Origin of the sequence: Parachryseolinea silvisoli (genome assembly GCF_021190955.1) — a bacterium.
GTDB lineage: Bacteria > Bacteroidota > Bacteroidia > Cytophagales > Cyclobacteriaceae > Ohtaekwangia > Ohtaekwangia silvisoli.
The window spans coordinates 125,449-142,675 of sequence record NZ_JAIOAO010000007.1 but is presented as its reverse complement, the minus strand read 5'-3'; the positions used below and the strand labels follow the sequence as shown (position 1 = coordinate 142,675).

General features: G+C 52.0%; 12 protein-coding genes. 10 read left to right on the top strand and 2 right to left on the bottom strand.

Features of this window, described 5'->3' with window-relative positions; genetic code table 11:
• Positions 1-440: 440 nt before the first annotated feature.
• The 8 genes from K7P01_RS29630 (at position 441) to K7P01_RS29595 (ending at position 11,871) form a co-directional block, all read left to right on the top strand.
• The gene (locus tag K7P01_RS29630; RefSeq protein WP_267298219.1) at positions 441-1,880 is read left to right on the top strand and encodes a hypothetical protein; all 1,440 of its coding nucleotides are present in this window, start codon (positions 441-443) and stop codon (positions 1,878-1,880) included.
• Positions 1,881-1,923: 43 nt separating this feature from the next.
• Positions 1,924-3,330, top strand: coding sequence for a hypothetical protein (locus tag K7P01_RS29625; RefSeq protein ID WP_267298218.1), 1,407 nt, complete (start codon positions 1,924-1,926; stop codon positions 3,328-3,330).
• A gap of 18 nt (positions 3,331-3,348) precedes the next feature.
• The gene (locus K7P01_RS29620) at positions 3,349-4,737 is read left to right on the top strand and encodes a PKD domain-containing protein (RefSeq protein WP_267298217.1); all 1,389 of its coding nucleotides are present in this window, start codon (positions 3,349-3,351) and stop codon (positions 4,735-4,737) included.
• A 42-nt stretch (positions 4,738-4,779) separates the two neighbouring features.
• Positions 4,780-6,177, top strand: a complete 1,398-nt coding sequence (locus tag K7P01_RS29615) for a hypothetical protein (RefSeq protein WP_267298216.1) — start codon at positions 4,780-4,782, stop codon at positions 6,175-6,177.
• A gap of 787 nt (positions 6,178-6,964) precedes the next feature.
• Positions 6,965-7,741 (top strand): hypothetical protein, encoded by a 777-nt coding sequence (locus K7P01_RS29610; RefSeq protein ID WP_267298215.1) that lies wholly within the window; start codon positions 6,965-6,967, stop codon positions 7,739-7,741.
• 62 nt (positions 7,742-7,803) lie between these two features.
• Positions 7,804-9,249: a hypothetical protein gene (locus tag K7P01_RS29605; RefSeq protein ID WP_267298214.1), complete on the top strand. Its 1,446-nt coding sequence runs from the start codon at positions 7,804-7,806 to the stop codon at positions 9,247-9,249.
• A 48-nt stretch (positions 9,250-9,297) separates the two neighbouring features.
• Positions 9,298-10,722 carry a hypothetical protein gene (locus K7P01_RS29600; RefSeq protein ID WP_267298213.1) on the top strand — a complete coding sequence of 475 codons (1,425 nt, stop codon included), beginning with the start codon at positions 9,298-9,300 and terminating at the stop codon, positions 10,720-10,722.
• Between the two features lie 144 nt (positions 10,723-10,866).
• Positions 10,867-11,871 carry a hypothetical protein gene (locus K7P01_RS29595; protein ID WP_267298212.1) on the top strand — a complete coding sequence of 335 codons (1,005 nt, stop codon included), beginning with the start codon at positions 10,867-10,869 and terminating at the stop codon, positions 11,869-11,871.
• Positions 11,872-11,943: 72 nt separating this feature from the next.
• Here K7P01_RS29595 and lhgO read toward each other — a convergent pair whose 3' ends face one another.
• The gene (gene lhgO, locus K7P01_RS29590) at positions 11,944-13,140 is read right to left on the bottom strand and encodes an L-2-hydroxyglutarate oxidase (protein ID WP_267298211.1); all 1,197 of its coding nucleotides are present in this window, start codon (positions 13,138-13,140) and stop codon (positions 11,944-11,946) included.
• A gap of 463 nt (positions 13,141-13,603) precedes the next feature.
• On the opposite strand from lhgO, the gene K7P01_RS29585 reads away from it, so the two are divergent.
• Together K7P01_RS29585 and K7P01_RS29580 are read left to right on the top strand one after the other, a co-directional pair.
• Entirely contained in the window at positions 13,604-14,107 is a 504-nt protein-coding gene (locus K7P01_RS29585) for a YfiR family protein (RefSeq protein WP_267298210.1), read from the top strand.
• An 8-nt stretch (positions 14,108-14,115) separates the two neighbouring features.
• On the top strand, positions 14,116-16,059 hold the full coding sequence (locus K7P01_RS29580) for a GAF domain-containing protein (protein WP_267298209.1): 1,944 nt from the start codon (positions 14,116-14,118) through the stop codon (positions 16,057-16,059).
• Between the two features lie 443 nt (positions 16,060-16,502).
• On the opposite strand, the gene msrA is transcribed toward K7P01_RS29580, so the two are convergent.
• Complete coding sequence (gene msrA / locus K7P01_RS29575; RefSeq protein ID WP_267298208.1) at positions 16,503-17,147, bottom strand: peptide-methionine (S)-S-oxide reductase MsrA; 645 nt, start codon at positions 17,145-17,147, stop codon at positions 16,503-16,505.
• Positions 17,148-17,227: the final 80 nt, after the last annotated feature.

Genomic DNA, 17,227 nt, shown 5'->3' with positions numbered 1-17,227 from the left:
TACATTTATATACTCTTCCAGGGATTATGTGATATTGAGTTTTCTGGTGATGATCGTGATCAGACCCTGCGGGAATTTCCTTTTCAGGTTCAGTTTTATACCCGGCATTTCTTTTTTTTCCAACGTCTTTAATCTTGTTTGGTAATATGTAATCACACGTCAAACCCTCCTGTCTATGAAAACAAGTTGCAGGCCTTTTTGTCGACTGCCGCGCGCGGCGCCCTCCTTCGTATTTTCTTCTATAAACCTGGCCTGGCCCTGTGCTCGTCTGCCAGACGTCGTATCCTGATATAATTTATCCATGTGTGTCAACGCCATGTGCCGGCGCTGAACATAGTTGAATTGCCCCGTAGGCGTTTCATGCATTGCTATGTCCATACGTATCCAACGGATGGGGTAACATTCCTATTGACAATAACCAATTTAGACCCTATAGCGCTATGAAAAAAAGTACCTCGTATGTATTCCTGCTATTCTTCGCGATGCTCGCGTTGAATGCGTGTCATGATGAAGAAACCGCACGCCCTGGTAAAATCAAATTCGAATTCCGCGCGCCTTCGGGAAGCGACAATGGCCGCGTGGCAGCACTGCCGGAAGGCTCAGCCCTGTACGTCAGCATCGAAACACCGGATGGCGAGCCCATCGAAACGCTGAAAGAGTTGGCGGTATTTCAAATGGGCGAACACTTCATCAGTGAAACGTTGTCACTGGCTCCCGGCAACTATAACATCGTTTCGTTCTTTATTGCCGATGGTGATCAGGAGGTACTCTATGCCACGCCGGAAGAAGGTTCGCCGCTGGCCGGTGCGGTAGACGATCCGCTGCCGGTGTCGTTCTCGATCGAGAATGGCGAAGTGACCAACGTGGCAATGCAAGTCGTGTCGACGTCGGGCTACGAGCCGGACGATTTTGGCTATGTATCCTTTAGCATTGTTCCCGTGCTGCAGGAACTCTTTGCGCTGTCGGTCTTCCGTCCGGAGGAAGGCGGCTTCCAGCTTTCGTCAGCCCGGGTAATTATCCTGCACGAAATTACCGATCTCGAGCGCGATACGCTGTACGACGAATACCTGCCGGCCGCCGTGAACGGCATCACGTTCGCGAACGAACCCAATGTAAACTATACGCTCGTCGTTCAGGAGCATGGCCACATGCGTTACTCGCGTTACTTCACGGTAGAGGCGTTGCAAGCGGAGTTGCAAGGACAAGCGCTGGTGGTGGAACTGCAACCCGGCGTGACATTTGAAGCCTGGGGCAGAGATTTCATGCTCGGTTCATATGATTTTGAAGTGCTGCTGAACAGTGTGAACAACAGTGCTGCAACGTTCTGGGTCGACTGGGGGGATGGCGGCATCCTGGAAGAAGTCACCCGTCCCGCTGACTTTCTGTATGCATACCATCCGTATCCTACACCCGGTCCGCACTTTGTCAGCATTGGTGGCGATCTTGACAAGCTCGGCGAGCTGAATATTCCCAACACCGGATATATTAGGGAGATATCGCTGCGGCACGCCCCGGCACTGCACGAGTTTACCAACGGCAATAACTTCAGCCCGCGTGAATACGACTTCTCGCACAATCCCGAACTGGTGTCGCTGAGCCTTTCTTTTAGCAATGTCGAGACCTTCAATGTGTCGGCTAACCCGCGGTTGAAATTTGTATACCTCAATGGTAATCTCCAATTCTCGCCGACTGCGCTGAACCAGATCATTCTCGATCTGTATGCGTCCGCGGGAACGAACAGCCTCTACGAGGGCGCGCTTTGGCTGCCGGTTGACCCTATCAGCGGCGACATCCTCGGCCCGCCTACACCCGAGGCGATCGATGCGCTGGAAGCATTACGCGACACCTATAACTGGACGATAACGCCTGCGGATTTTTAGATGCCTACCTAAAACAATGAAACCTCTCTAATCCCAAGACCTAATGAAACAGATCAGTTGGCTTGTCAGTCTTTGGGTATTGGCTCTCGTCTTCCCGGGTTGCCGGGAAGACGAATCCGCCAAACCCGGAAACATACGTTTCGCATTCAATCCAGCCGTTGTAACCGACGGCCAGGGACGTAAAACAACATCATTGCCCGACGGTGCTTCGCTATATGTCAGCATCCGGCGGGTAAGCGGTGACGAGGTATATTCGCTCGAGCCGGTGCGATTGCTGAAACTCGGCGACGAGTATATCAGCGAACCCCTGGCATTACCGGGCGGCAACTATGAGCTAACGGACTTCCTGGTGGCCGACGGTGATGGCAACGTCGTGTATGCCACGCCCAAGGAAGGCTCGGAGCTAGCCTTGTGGGTGGACGACCCGCTGCCGCAAGATTTTGCAGTGAGCGATGACGACATTGCGCAGGTAGACGTACAAGTGCTACCGATCGATGCACAGCTGCCCGAGCAGTTTGGCTATGTCACCTTTAAGATCGATGTTGTGCCGTTTCCGTACTTTCAGCTGGCCGTCTTCCGTGCCGACAGCACCGCGCCGGTGTTCACGCCAGCATATGCATACTTACTTCTGGAGGGTGATACCGTGTACCATCGCCACCTGCCTGCGGGTAATCAGCCGATCAGCTTCCCGGGTAACCCTGAGGCGACCTATACGCTTGTGATCCAGGAAAATGCGCTCGCAACATACCGGCGCACGTTTGTGTTACAGGATTTAGTGGCGGAGCTGAATGGTGCGCCGTTGCAGGTAGTACTGCAGCCGGCACTGACCTTTACGGCGCTGTACCGGTTCGACTTCTTTCAGTTCTGGACTGAAAGTATGCCCGGAAGTTCGTTTACGATAGACTGGGGCGACGGTACTGTGGGGGAATATGCGGCCGACGACGGATATATAGAATTCCATCACATTTACCCCGGCTCGGGAGATTATCACGTGTCCGTGTCGGGTGACCTGGACGTTTTGTGGCGACTGGGATTGGTGTTTGGCTTTGGCGCCAGCGACCATATTTTTTTGAACGCCTTGCCTAACCTGCGAAGCCTTGGTACAGGTTCGGGATATGACTTCGGCGCCGACTCACTCGACCTGTCGCACAACCCGAAGCTAGAGGCGCTCAGTTTGTTTTACTCGAACGTGCGCTATTTTGACATCAGTAACAATCCACGAATAATTGGGCTGGAGCTAATAGGTTCCGATGACATTTCCACCGCAGTGCTTGATCAGGTGATCGCGGACCTGCATCAGCATGCTTTTGAGCTGTCCTTGGAGCAGGGATATGTCAACCTGGAGGGCGGCGAGAGTAGCATCATTGGCCCGCCGTCACCGGAAACCATAGAATTATTACGGGATCTGAAAAACAACCTTGGCTGGAACGTCGTACCTGATCCCTATTAACCAGCCAAAATCTACACGATGAAAAATTGGTTATTAACCGTATTACTGTTAGCGCTCGTCCCCACTGGCTGCCGTGAAGACGTCGCCGTGAAGCCGAGTGTTATTCGCTTTACATTGAACCCGAGAGCGTCTGACAGTCAGGGGCGCCAGGCAACGTCGCTTCCGGAGGGCGCCTCGCTATACGTCAGTATCCGGCACGCTGGTGGCGAAGAAGTATACAACCTGGAGCCGGTGCGATTGCTCAAGTTGGGCGACGAGTATATCAGTGAGCCGCTGGTCCTGCCCGGCGGTGACTATGAGCTTACCGATTTTCTGGTGGCCGATAGCGACGGCAACGTAGTGTTTGCCACACCCAGGGAGGGGGCCGAAATGGCCGACTGGGTGGACGATCCGCTACCGCAGGCGTTTACTGTGAGCGTTGATGCCATTGCCCGTGTCGATGTGCAGGTGCTGCCGACCGATCTCTATCAACCAGGCCAGTTCGGCTATGTCACCTTTACGGTGGAAGTAGTGCACGTTCCCTATTTTAAGCTCTCGGTGTTCCGCGCGGGAAGCACCCGTCCGGAGTTCGCGCGGGTACAGGCCTACCTGGTGTCAGAGGGTGACACGTTGCTTCAGCGTTACCTACCAGCCAGCGTCAACGACATTGCGTTTGACGGCAATATGGCATCTACATATACACTCGTGTTGATCAAAGAGTCATACAAAACCTATACGCGCACGTTCGTGCTGGCAGATTTTCTTGCCGAGCTGAACGGCGCGCCGCTTCAGGTGACATTGGAGGATGCGCTGACGTTTACGGCATTTTTTGATTCGCCATACTTCCAGTTTCAGATGAGCGCAAGCGGCGCGACCACACAGCCGTTTATCGTAAACTGGGGTGACGGCGCCGAAGAGGCGATAACACCCAATAGCGACAACATAAGCTATACGCCACAGCATACCTATGCACGGCCAGGGCGGTATCATGTAAGCCTGGTGGGCGACCTTGCCGCCGTGGATAGATTGAGTTTCATCTATACCTCAGTTGACAACTTCGCCCTGCGCGCCTTGCCCGCTTTACGAAGTTTCGGTATATCAAATGTAAATGAGGCCGATTCGGTCGACCTTTCGCACAACCCTGCGCTGGAGTCTCTAAACCTATCGTACTCCGATATACAGTACTTTGACATCAGTCACAATCCCCTGATCAGAGAATTGGTTCTGGAAGGAAGCGTTGACATCCCCATACCCGTGCTGAATCAAATGATTCAGAATCTGCATGACCATGCGTTTGAGCAACAGATCTACCAGGGCGAGTTGAACTTAATGGTGGATCGCCGTGGAGGACTCCTCGGACCGCCTTCTCCGGAGGCAATGGACCTGTTGGGGCATATGGGCGAGCTTGGCTGGATTATTTACCAATAGGCATACCGTGCTAATAACGAACAACTTTATAACGAGTCATTCATGAAAGCAAAATATCGGATTCTATATTTTATACTGGTGGCATTCGTGTCGGGATGTGGCGATGAGCAGCAGCTGGCCAAACCTGGCAACGTTCGCTTTACCATTAATCCCGCCGGCGGTCCCGGTGGGCGCATATCCGCATCGCTACCCGAAGGCGCTTCCCTTTATGTCAGCATTCAGAAAGCAGGCGGCGGTGATGTATATACCCTGGAGCATGTCACGTTGCTGAAGATGGGTGGGGAGTACATCAGCGAGCCGCTGGTATTGCCGCCTGGCAATTACGAGCTGACCGACTTCCTGGTAGTCAATGCAGCCGACGAGGTGGTGTATGCTACACCCAAGGAGGGATCAGCTATGGCCGACTGGGTGGACGACCCGCTGCCGATGGCTTTTGGTGTGAGCGACAATGCCATTACCGGGCTAAGCGTACAGGTGGTTTCGACAAGCGCATATCCACCGGCAGCGTTTGGATATGTCACCTTCCAGGTCGGCATCGTACCGGGCACGTCGTTTCGCCTGGCGGTATTTAAACCAACGGGAACGGGCTTCGTCTTTACACAGGCACAGGCCTACATTCTCGACGGCGCGGACACGGTCCATCGTCAGCACCTGGACGCGGCGCCCCAGGCAATCCTGTTCGAGGGCGACCTGACCAGGACCTATACGCTGGTCGTCATCCAATCGTCCTATAAAAAATATACGCAGACATTTGTTCTGGGGGATTTGCTAGGCTCGCTGGCCGGCGCGCCGCACACGGTTTGGCTGGAGCCGGCCTTTACGTTTCGGCTGCTCGAGCAGGATGTTTACTTTGAGCTTGTAGGCGACATCGATACCCTGTATCTCGATTGGGGCGATGGTACGCAGGAACTGATCACACAGGAGACATTTGAGAACCGATCGGAGCACCTGTATGCAAATCCTGGAAACCACTTCGTCAGCATCTCCGGCGCGACGCTGGATAAAATAGAAAGGGTTTCGTTTGCGTACGCATACGGCAGTACCAGCGAAATATCCGTGGAGCACCTCACCGGACTAAAGGACTTCACAGCTACCTTTACCGATTCGCCGTCGACCATCGATTTATCTCATAATCCCTCGCTGGAGCGTATCTACATCAGCATAAGTGACATTGTCGAGTTGGATGTATCGCACAACCCCCAGCTGCGTTATGTATCGATGTTTGGCAATGTAAACTTCTCGGTGCCTTCGTTGAATGCCCTGATCCATCATCTATACACCACAGCCGTGCAGTATAACCGCACGAAAGGAGTGTTTGAAGCGCACAGCTTCCCCGGCAGCTTTGATGTCTTCATAGGGCCGCCATCGCCGGAAGCTTTGGACGAGCTACGTGTCTTACGCGATGCCTACGACTGGGAGATATATCCGTCTGAATTCTGACGGGTACAATGCTCTTGCGTCCACCCGCATTGATATTTACCTTGGCGCATCTCTGGCGATGCTACGTGAGCTGTGCGATTGGTATGGATGGTTCATTTGGGCGTACGAATTTTAGCGCCTGGTATAATTCAGGCTGTACCACTTCGATGTCCTCTTTAATGATCGATTGGAAAATCTGGCCACTGGAATTCTAAGGTGTTATTACAACGTATATGATGTACGTAGTGGAATTCTCCGCCCCACATCCATGGGGGCGGAGAATTCCATTTACATTCCCTAAATATTTTTTCTTTAGCCAGGTTAACAATTGACGGCAATTAGTGATACATTTACATACTCCCGTTGAGATGCCAGCAAGAAAGAGTTGAATGTAAGAACGTTGATAGATCTTCCCGGGAGTCTCTCGCATATAGACTGGTTGTAGAAACGCTTCCTCATAGGAGGAAATAGCAGTGTATAAGTATGCCGTAGCGTCTCTCTTCCTTCGTTGCGTGATAGCAGCAAACGATAATGCTTTAACCCCCTATAATATGAAAAGCTATAGTTGGCATCTTAATCTTGTTTCACCCACCAAGGCCTTCCTTCAACAGGAAGAGGATCCTGTCATACGCGAAAATTCTTCGCAGGGTCTGTAACTAGGTTTACCCGTTGCCATAACAGGGCAAGCAGCACACGCTACGTGCTGTGACGGCTGCCGCATGCCCTTTTCTGATGCTTGCCATTTGGCGCGCGCGAAATACGCGCGTGAGTGTTCTATATTTTCTAAAAATTACCCTCTTAGTACGTTATGAAAAAAAACAGTTGGTTCCTCTCTCTTTGCATGTTTATGTTTACGATACTGTTGTCTGGCTGCCAGGAAGAAGTGCAGCCGGAAACGGCACGGGGCAACGTACCCCTTACTGGACGTGATTCCGCACACGGCCGTGCCGGATCCGTAACACCTGAGTTTACGTTTACCGCCTTACATGGCGGGCAGGTCCCCTTTCGGTTTTTCCCCTACGGACCCTTTACACAGCTTTCCGTTGATTGGGGCGATGGCACGCAGGAAGTGATAGACGGCGAACCCCTCGAAGGCATCTCGCATAGCTATGCAGCCACCGGCGAATATGCTGTGCGTATTGTAGGCGATCTTGAAAACATCGGTGTCCTCAGTTTTTATGAGGACGGCCCCACGCGGGAGATCAATCTCGAGCACCTGCCTTCCTTGCAGAACTTCTACATGCACAACGTGGCCACGCCACGCATCATTGATTTCAGACAGAATCCTCTCATCGCCTTCATTGATGTCAGCAGCACCGATGTTCAGAACATGCTGTTCTCCGGGAATGCTCCGCTTACACTCGTTAACATTCTCGACGACCCGCGGTATTCCGAAAAAGGCTTTCAGGAGCTTATTCACCAGGCATACCGGTCGGCAACAAATAACCAGATCTACTACGGCGGGCTCTACATCGGCTTACAAGCTACCGGTGAATTGATCGCACCACTCACTTCCCGGTCAAAGGCGGAGCTACGGATACTGCGCGACATATTCCAGTGGGACATCTACCCGAATAACTTTTAACTCCCTCTCTTCACATGTAAACCGTGCTATCAAAACTATACAACACTAAAAACGAAAAGACTATGAAAAAGATATATGGATTCTTTTGCCTCGCCCTGGTTGCCTGCGCAGTGCTTTTGTCATCCTGCCAGGAAGACGAGAAAAGTCCGGCTAAACCGGGCAATGTCCGTTTTACGCTGCAGCCCCGGGCGACAGGCGATGCTGCGAACGGCCGGACAGCACAAAACCTCCCGGAAGGAGCCAAGCTATACGTCAGCATCGAAAACACTTCCGGTGAGCAAATCTACAATCTGAAGGAAGTGACCCTGGTCAGCATGGGTGACTATGTCATCAGCGAACCACTGGCGCTCAATACCGGCGACTACGTGTTGACCGAGTTCATTGTGGCCAATGAGCAGGTGTCGTATGTAACGCCCAGGGAAGGTTCGCCCCTGGCGCAATGGGTGGACGATCCGTTGCCTATCGCGTTTTCCGTCGAGGACAACACCCTCGCCGGCCTGGACGTACAGGTATTGCCTTTTGACGACGACCATACGCCCCAGGACTTTGGTTACATCGGCTTTGACATCGTGGTGGCACCATATCCTTATTTTAATCTCTCGGTGTTCGCGCCGACGGGTGATGCATTTGAGTTTATACCGGTGCACGCTTATATACTCGAGGGCACCGATACCCTGTATGACGAAGTGCTGCCTGCCGGAATCAACAAGATCGCCTTTGTGGGAGATCTGTATGACGATGACAATCTAACCCGCTACAAATTGGTGTTGCAACAACCCGGTTATAGCGGGTACGCAAAAGAGTTTAGTATAAAAACGTTGCGACAAGAATTAGAGGATGCCGGTAAAAATGCGTGGGAAGTCACGCTACACCCGGCGTTTACCTTTGTAACGTTGTATGGTCGGAAGTACGCTGCCTTCGGGATACATGGCCCGGAGGATCACCTCACGGTGGATTGGGGTGACGGCACCATTGAACCAATCGCCCTGGCGGAGAGCAGCACCCGTTCTATAACCCATGAATATGAAGGCGAAGGAAGTTATTTCGTCAGCGTGTATGGCAGCGGCCTGGCAAAAGTAGAAGACTTCCGTTTAACCTTTTCCAAACAGGTAACACTGGATCATTTGCCGCGACTTCGCGAAGTTCGGATGTCGTTTGGCCAGGCTCCGCCGGTAGTCGACTTTACACACAATCCGGAATTGAACTACATCGAATTGATTCGGGCGGATGTCCAGTCCATTCTGTTGGCAGAAGATGCGTCCGTAGAAGCAATATTTCTCGATGGAAACGAGAATACTTTCTTAGCGAGTTCCCTTGACCACGTGCTCCATGTATCCTACCGCGCAGCGGTAGAGGGCCGCGTACCCCTGGGCGCATTAGGTCTTGCAGGGTATGTGCCACCCGCGGGTCCGCTGTTCTTGATTGTTACCCCTTCGCCAGACGCGTTGGAGGAACTGCGCGCCCTGCGCGATGTCTACGGATGGAGCATCTCACCGGATGAATTTTAGCAATCCCTTTTAATACAGTATATCTCTTAAAATCAACCCCTAAATCGTATGAAAAAAGTCAGTTGGTTCTTTTGTCTGAGCATGCTTGCATGCGCCATGCTCTTCCCGTCATGTCAGGAAGATGAGAAAAGTCCGGCCAAGCCGGGCGATGTTCGTTTTGCGCTCCGGCCCCAGCCGGGTAAAGATGGTACGGTGGGAAGAAAAGCTGCTGCCTTACCTTCCGGGGCAACCCTGTATGTGACGGTGGTCAATGCCGTCGGTGACGTCGTGTATGATCTCAAAGAAGTGACGCTGATCAACGTCGGTAGCAGCGTTATCAGCCAGTCCCTTTCGCTGGAGCCCGGCAATTACACGCTCACCGAGTTTATTGTGGCCGATAGCCAGGTGTCGTACGCCACACCAAAAGAAGGCTCGCCGTTAGCGCAGTGGGTAGACGACCCGTTGCCCGTACCATTTACGGTGTACAACGATGACGTGACCGAGCTGGGAGTAGAAGTGTTACCCTTTGCGGACGGATATACGCCCGAGGATTTTGGCTATGTCAGCTTCAACATCACCGTAGCGCCGTTCCCGTATTTCAAACTGTCGGTGTTTAAGCCGGAAGGGGAGACGCTGACACTTTCGCCTGTGCATGCCTATGTGATCGACGGCATCGATACGATCTACAGCCAATCGCTGCCGGCGGGTACCCACGACATTGCCTTCGTCGGCAACATGGAGCGACTCTACGAGCTTGTGCTGGTGCAACCCGGTTATCGTAAGTATACCCGGCCATTTATCCTGCAAGACTTGATTCCCGACCTGGCAGGAGATCCGTTAATGGCAACGCTCGAGCACGCGTTCACTTTTGTAACCCGCTGGGGCAACCACGTAGCGTTTCGCGTGCACGGCCCCGCCGCCGACCTGTTCATCGACTGGGGCGACCATGACGTGCAGCCGATATCGGCGATCCGCGACGGCATAGACGGCATTGAGCATTCCTATGGACGCGAAGGCCAGTTCTTTGTCAGCATCTATGGTAGCGACCTGAGCGGTTTGTATGGTCTGGAGTTCTACTATGGTGATGGCTCCGCGCTGAAAGTAACACTCGATCACGTGCCAGCGCTCCAGCAATTCGCGATGGCCTTTGCCGATACCCCCGGGGTTATTGATTTTAGCCACAACCCACGGATCTCCTCCATTGAGTTGTCTGTGAGCGATGTGAAGAGAATTATACTACCCGAGCACGCGCCGTTACACGATGTGAGCCTGGTCTACCAAACAGGTTTCTCGCAGGTGTCGCTGGGTGAGATCATTCACGCTGCGTACGTAAACGCCGTGGCGAACAACGTGCAGGACGGCTGGTTGTATCTCACCGATACGCCGCATGGCTCCAACCTGATCGCCTATCCCTATCCCGCGGAACAGGCGTTCCAGGAACTGCGGACGCTGCGCGATTCTTACGGCTGGGAAGTGTGGGGATACCTTGACTAGCATAACCGCGAAAAAAACTCCCGCTCCACCATCCTGTGGGGCGGGAGTAATGTCAGGCCCTTTTTTTTATAGGATCATGTACACTCACAATGGACATTTCCCACACCCATCAGCACGTAAACATCATCATTAAACAACAAGCGTATGAAGCAAATTAACTGGACGAATTGTGTCATCCTGGCGACGGCAATGGCTGTTACATTGTCGGGCTGTAAGGAGGACGAAAGCGTGAAGACCGCGGCCTACACCGAAGGTATTTCCATTCAGATGAACGCCCCGGCTGCTTATGGAAAACGGCCCGCCGCTTCATCAGAAGTGGTTGCCAATGTATATGTTCTCGACGGAAAGGACACCATTTACAGTCAGTTGCTTAAAAAACTAAAAGATCGCATTGCCTTCCACGGCGACGAGGACAAGTCCTATTCGTTGGTCGTGAAAGCAAACGCTTTTCAGAAAGTCGTCATACCGTTTACCATGCGTTCGTTGCAAAAGGAAAAGGGTGGGCGACTGGTTAATGTTAACCTCGTGCCGGCGCTGACTTTCGTAACAGGCGGCCAGCAAGAAGTGCAGGTGGACCTTGGTGCTACCGATGCTGCGCTTTCGATCGATTGGGGTGATGGTTCCCCCATTGAAGCAACGACATGTGGATGTTATTTGACACACCTGTATGACTCGCCCGGCTATTACTTTGTAAGCATTGCCGGCGAGCTAGACAAGGTGGAAACGCTCGGGTTCTTCTATGAATACGGCAACATCGCCGATGTTGCACTCGATCATGTCGCCAACCTCGTGAGCTTTGGCAACGCTTTTGCGCTATCGCCTACATACATCGATTTTTCGGCCAACACCCTGTTACAGACTGTCGAGCTCAGCGCCAGCAAGACGCGCTACATCACGGTGCCGGCCGATAATGATCTGCTGAACGTGAGACTCTTTCTCGACTCGGGCTTTTCGGCGACCAGCTTGAACAACGTTATCCACCAGGTATACATGGCGTCACTGGCAGAGAACCGCACAAGCGGTCAAATGTACCTTAGCCAGCAGCCGTTTGGCTCTGTCTTCATTGCCCCGATCTCCAACACTGCCAAAGACGAGCTGCGCGTATTGCGCGACAGCCTGGCGTGGGAGGTATGGCCCGATCAATTCTAACAACCAACCGCTATAAAAACAAAGAAGCCTTCCGCAACAACGGAAGGCTTCTTCATGTCAGGTCCTATACGACTAAAGTCTTTTTAACGCTAATTGTGAAACCGTCTCGCCAATGGAGAGGGAAGAGGTTGCCGCCGGCGACGGCGCATTGCACACGTGTATCGCGCGGGCTTCTTCCAGGATCATGAAGTCATCGAGTAGCCCCCCCGTGCGATCGCAAGCCTGCGCACGTACACCCGCGCCACCTGCTTCTAAATCTTCTTCGCGAATCTCGGGCATGAGCTTTTGCAGCGCTTTGGTAAAAGCAGCCTTCGACCAGGAACGATACATCTCGCCCATACCGGTCTGCCAGTATTTCGCCACGATCTTCCGGAACCCCGGCCAGGCTAACGTCTCGCCCAGCTCCGGCAGGTTGATCGCCGTTTTAGTATAGCCCTCCCGTCGGAACGCCAGTACCGCATTGGGGCCGCACTCTACGCCGCCGCCGGGCATGGTCGTGAAATGAACTCCCAGGAATGGGAAGTTTGGATCGGGCACAGGATAAACAAGTGTCTTGACCAGGTATTCTTTCTCCTTTTTAAGCTTATAATATTCGCCGCGGAAGGGAATGATGCGAACGTTCAGACCAGGCGTCGTAAGACGAGCGAGTGTATCCGAATACAAACCGCCGCAATTCACCACCAGCTTGCCCGTGTAGGTCGCGGCAGACGTCACGACGTCTACCGTGTCGTGGCTTGTGCGGATGTCAACCACTTTCTCGCCCAGCTTGATCTCACCGCCTTGGTGTCGGATCACGTCGGCATACTTTTCGGCCACCACGCGGTAGTCGACAATACCGGTTTGCGGCACATGGATGCCCGCAATACCGGCCACGTGGGGCTCGTACTCGCGCACCTCATCACCGGTCAGCATCTTTAAGCCCGCCAGGCCGTTCTGCTGGCCGCGGTCAAAGATGTTCTGGAGCAATGGCAACTCCTTTTCTTCTGTTGCAACAATCACTTTACCGCACAGGGTATGCGGTATGTCATGCTCCCGGCAGAAGTCCAGGAGAAGCTCGTAACCATGAATACAGTTGCGAGCCTTCAAGCTTCCCGGCTTATAGTAAATACCCGAGTGGATGACGTTGCTGTTGTTGCCAGTCTGGTGACGGGCCACAGCCGTTTCTTTCTCGATCACTACCACCCGGGCCTTTGGCTGCTGACGAAGAATCTGCACCGCGGTGCCAAGCCCTACGGCACCCGCACCGATAATTATAACATCGTACTGCACGACTATTGAAAATTTTGCGAAGCTAAGGATTATCCATCAGATTTTACCATCGATTACACCACCAACCGCAAGCCCATACGGTGGATTGTCGCGGGTAAGCATTACGTACCTTCTGTACGCTTATTGCCAGATTTTTACGAAAGCCATCGTGTTAAAACGCGCTACAAAAGAAATTTTCCACATCCGGACGATTTAGTAACTTTAATCAATACCCGAGGGCAACATACCATCTGCTGAATGAACGCAGCGGTTGGTGGCCCGGATGGCATCCGCTTTGCTTTACACCAAAGGTAGACGGTCTGAAGGCATCATCAGAAATGCCGGGAATTGCATGGTCCTAAAAATTGACTAACTTCTTGCAATACCCACCAGACGTTAGAAATCAGCGAAATTTTAAACATTTTAGATTATGAACGGGCATATTTTTGCAAGCATATCAAAGAAGCAGTATACTTACCAAAGCATGAGAAAGACTCTATCCACTCTACTCTTCTTTTTTGCCTTTCTGCCGGGATTCACTCAAACACACAAGTTCCAATCCGTTTTCATTTACAGCTTCACACGCTACGTACAATGGCCGGATGCCTACAACCAGGGCGACTTTGAAATCCTGGTGCTGGGCGACTCGCCCATCTACGACGAGCTTAAGAACATGGCAGCCGCTAAAAAAGTAGGAGGTGATCGCACCATCAAGGTGACCAGGATCAGTAGCCCGGGCGAGATTCGCCGGTGCCACATCCTCTACGTGCCGTCGCACAAGTCGACGATGATCGATAACGTGTTGGCCAAAGTCGCCTCCCAGCCGATCCTCATCGTGACCGAAGAGCCGGGGCTTGGCGTTAAAGGCAGCGACATAAACTTTATCGTTAAAGATGGTAAATTGGCTTTCGAACTAAACCAGGCGGCAGTAAATAGGCAAAACTTAAAGGTCAGCAACGAGCTGACCCGGCTGGGCATCATGATCTAAACTAACCTATGGAAGAAAAAGAACAGAAGAAGTTGCGTCTTCGATTAACCATCGGCAACAAGATACTCGGTGGTTTCATCATCCTGATCGCGCTGTTCATTGTCAATGGCGCCATCATTTTTTGGAAGGGTAAATTCATTGATCGTGTTGTTAACAGCTCCAGTGAAAACTATCGCCCGTCACAGGATGCTATTCAGGATTTTATCCTATTGGTAACACGTGCCAAAATGCTGGCAACGAACTGGGTGTATCTCCAGACCAACCAGGAAGATAAGGATGCCCTTAAAAAATTGCAAAAGACAGACTATCCGGTTTTACAGAATCGCTTTGAAAAACTTGTACCACAATGGGAGTCGGAAGAGCAGCGGCTGTCAATGGACACCGTGTTCGTAAAGTTCGATTCCTTAATCAAGATTCAGCAGGAATCCATCATGGCGCCCCTCCAGTCGTTCGAAAACTACGAAGATCCAATCACCAAGCTGCTGGCAGAAGATGTTATTGAAAGCCAGATCATCCCCCGTAGTACCGACCTGATCCGACGCCTCGAGAAGATCGCCGCGATCCAAAGCGAGGTGACGACGGAGTCGAACGACAACGTACTGACGTCCATCAGCAGCCTGCAAAATTACACACTTATCCTGGGGGCCGGTATCATCATCATCGGTTTGCTGAGCGCCATCTTCCTCATGCGCGCCATTACCCGTCCGGTGAACTTCCTCAAGAACGTGGTCGTGAAGCTCGGCCGCGGTGAACTGGTAGAAGACAAACAAGCCAACGTCAGCAACGACGAGATCGGCGAAATGGCCGTGGCCATGGATAACCTCGTAACAGGATTAAAATCCACCAGTCTCTTTGCCGAAAACATCGGTAACGGAAACTACCAGATGGAATTTCAGCCCCTGAGCGAGCACGACGTACTGGGTAACGCCCTGATCAACATGCGCGATAACCTCTCGAAGGTAGCCGACGATGATAAGAAGCGTAACTGGGCAACCGAAGGGCAAGCCAAGTTTGGTGAGATCCTCCGGACCAATAACACCGACCTAAACAAGCTGGCCGACGAGATCATCGGCAACCTGGTAAAATACCTCAAAGCCAATCAGGGCGCACTTTATATTGTAGACGACGCCGCGGCCGACGAAGAGACGACCATGTCCATGAAAGCGTGCTACGCCTGGGACAAGAAGAAATACCTCAACCACAAGATTCACCGTGGTGAAGGCCTCGCCGGTCAGGCATGGCAGGAGGGGGACACCGTGTACCTCACAGAGGTGCCTCAGAATTACGTACGCATCGTATCGGGTCTGGGTGATGCAAACCCCACGGCCGTACTGATCGTGCCCCTGAAAGTAAACGACCAGATTTTCGGTGTCGTAGAGATCGCTTCGTTTGGCGAGTTTCAGGACTTCGAGATCGAGTTTGTCCAGAAGATCGCAGAAAGCATTGCGTCCACCATTTCCTCTGTAAAGGTCAACGCCCGCACCCAGCGCCTGCTGGAAGAATCGCAGGAGATGACCGAGCAAATGCGTGCACAGGAAGAAGAAATGCGTCAGAACATGGAAGAGCTGCAAGCTACACAGGAAGAAATGCAGCGCAGCCAAGGTGAGACCGAAAGCACACTCAACGCCATTCACAGTTCCCTGGCCGTGTCCGAGTACAACCCCGATGGTACGATCGTGAAAACTAACAGCAATTTCCTGGAGCTCTTTGGATACACGCAAGACGAAGTATTGGGCGAGCACCACCGTGTCCTGGCCTCCAAAGAAGAAAAGAACAGCGAAGAATACCGTCAGTTCTGGAGAGATCTGGCCAATGGATACCCCAAGAAGGGACTATTCAAACGCCAGAACCGGAAAGGTGAGCTGATCAACGTCCGTTCAGCTTTCTCGCCAATCAAGAACCGCTCAGGCGAGGTCGTAAAGATCATGGAGATTGCCTACGAACTGAAGTAAGAGATATGAGCCTGACAACCGTCAGGCGGCCCCCGGAAGCCCGGAGTTCTACCAAGAGCTTCGGGCTTCTGCTTTTAGCAGATAGCCACTACGTTTGAAACGTAGCGGCAACGATACCGGTAAAATCAGGTATACACATCAGCCCCGCTCAATCGCCAAAACAAGACGAAAATCATGCCTAAGCAGCAAGCGTTGACATCGGCATGTGTATAGGGTGTAGTGTAGATGATTCAGTACATTCTTCGGTAAAGTGTATGAAAGGCCCAATAGATGGTATATACAGATGATGTATGACAGAAGAATGAGAAGTATATAAATGCAAAAGAGCCCAGCGTCTCTGGGCTCTTTTGTTTTACCTAAACCTAAACCTATGAGAAGAATTACTCTACTCACTGTATACTAACGGAGACCGTAGTGTGGGGTTTCATTAGGAGTAAAAAAAATTAAGATTTTTTCAGCTTGTCTTTAAACACCTTCTTGAACTTCTCCACCTTGGGTTGGATAACGAACGAGCAGTAGGGTGCACTGCCATTCAGGTTGTAATAGTTCTGATGGTAGTCTTCTGCTTTATAAAATACTTCGAACGGTACAATCTCAGTGACGATCGGTGCAGTGAACGCACCGGATTTATCCAGCGCTTGTTTATACTTCTCAGCCAGTTGCTTCTGCTCATCGTTGTGATAGAAGATCGCCGAACGATACTGCGTACCCTCATCGGCACCCTGACGGTTAAGCGTCGTGGGATCGTGCGTCTTCCAGAACACTTCCAGTAATTCGTCGTAGCTAATCTTCGCGGGGTCGTAATGTACATGGATTACTTCCGCATGGCCCGTCTGCCCGGTACACACTTCTTTGTAGGTAGGGTTCTTTACGTGGCCACCCGAGTAGCCGGATTCTACCAATTCGACACCCTCCACGTTTTGAAAGACCGCTTCTGTACACCAGAAACAACCGTTCCCAAAGGTTGCTACCGCGAGGCCTTCTTTTACAGGTTTATTTGTCATCGTTGTTGCTTGTTTTTGCTTTTGTCCGCAGGAGCTCCCGGCGACCAGCAGTGCCAGGATTGTTGCCCATAATCCGAATTTCATAGGAGTCCGTGTTTAGTCATAAAAACCTAAATACGGTAAAAATGGTTTGCCTGGATTCCCGTTTTCAGAAAAACGAGAGT

What these genes read in the sequence shown, in the direction of transcription:
- K7P01_RS29630 (WP_267298219.1), top strand. Translation starts at nt 441, where the DNA reads ATGAAAAAAAGTACCTCGTATGTATTCCTGCTATTCTTCGCGATGCTC.
- K7P01_RS29625 (WP_267298218.1), top strand. Translation starts at nt 1,924, where the DNA reads ATGAAACAGATCAGTTGGCTTGTCAGTCTTTGGGTATTGGCTCTCGTC.
- K7P01_RS29620 (WP_267298217.1), top strand. Translation starts at nt 3,349, where the DNA reads ATGAAAAATTGGTTATTAACCGTATTACTGTTAGCGCTCGTCCCCACT.
- K7P01_RS29615 (WP_267298216.1), top strand. Translation starts at nt 4,780, where the DNA reads ATGAAAGCAAAATATCGGATTCTATATTTTATACTGGTGGCATTCGTG.
- K7P01_RS29610 (WP_267298215.1), top strand. Translation starts at nt 6,965, where the DNA reads ATGAAAAAAAACAGTTGGTTCCTCTCTCTTTGCATGTTTATGTTTACG.
- K7P01_RS29605 (WP_267298214.1), top strand. Translation starts at nt 7,804, where the DNA reads ATGAAAAAGATATATGGATTCTTTTGCCTCGCCCTGGTTGCCTGCGCA.
- K7P01_RS29600 (WP_267298213.1), top strand. Translation starts at nt 9,298, where the DNA reads ATGAAAAAAGTCAGTTGGTTCTTTTGTCTGAGCATGCTTGCATGCGCC.
- K7P01_RS29595 (WP_267298212.1), top strand. Translation starts at nt 10,867, where the DNA reads ATGAAGCAAATTAACTGGACGAATTGTGTCATCCTGGCGACGGCAATG.
- K7P01_RS29585 (WP_267298210.1), top strand. Translation starts at nt 13,604, where the DNA reads ATGAGAAAGACTCTATCCACTCTACTCTTCTTTTTTGCCTTTCTGCCG.
- K7P01_RS29580 (WP_267298209.1), top strand. Translation starts at nt 14,116, where the DNA reads ATGGAAGAAAAAGAACAGAAGAAGTTGCGTCTTCGATTAACCATCGGC.
- msrA (WP_267298208.1), bottom strand. Translation starts at nt 17,147, where the DNA reads ATGAAATTCGGATTATGGGCAACAATCCTGGCACTGCTGGTCGCCGGG.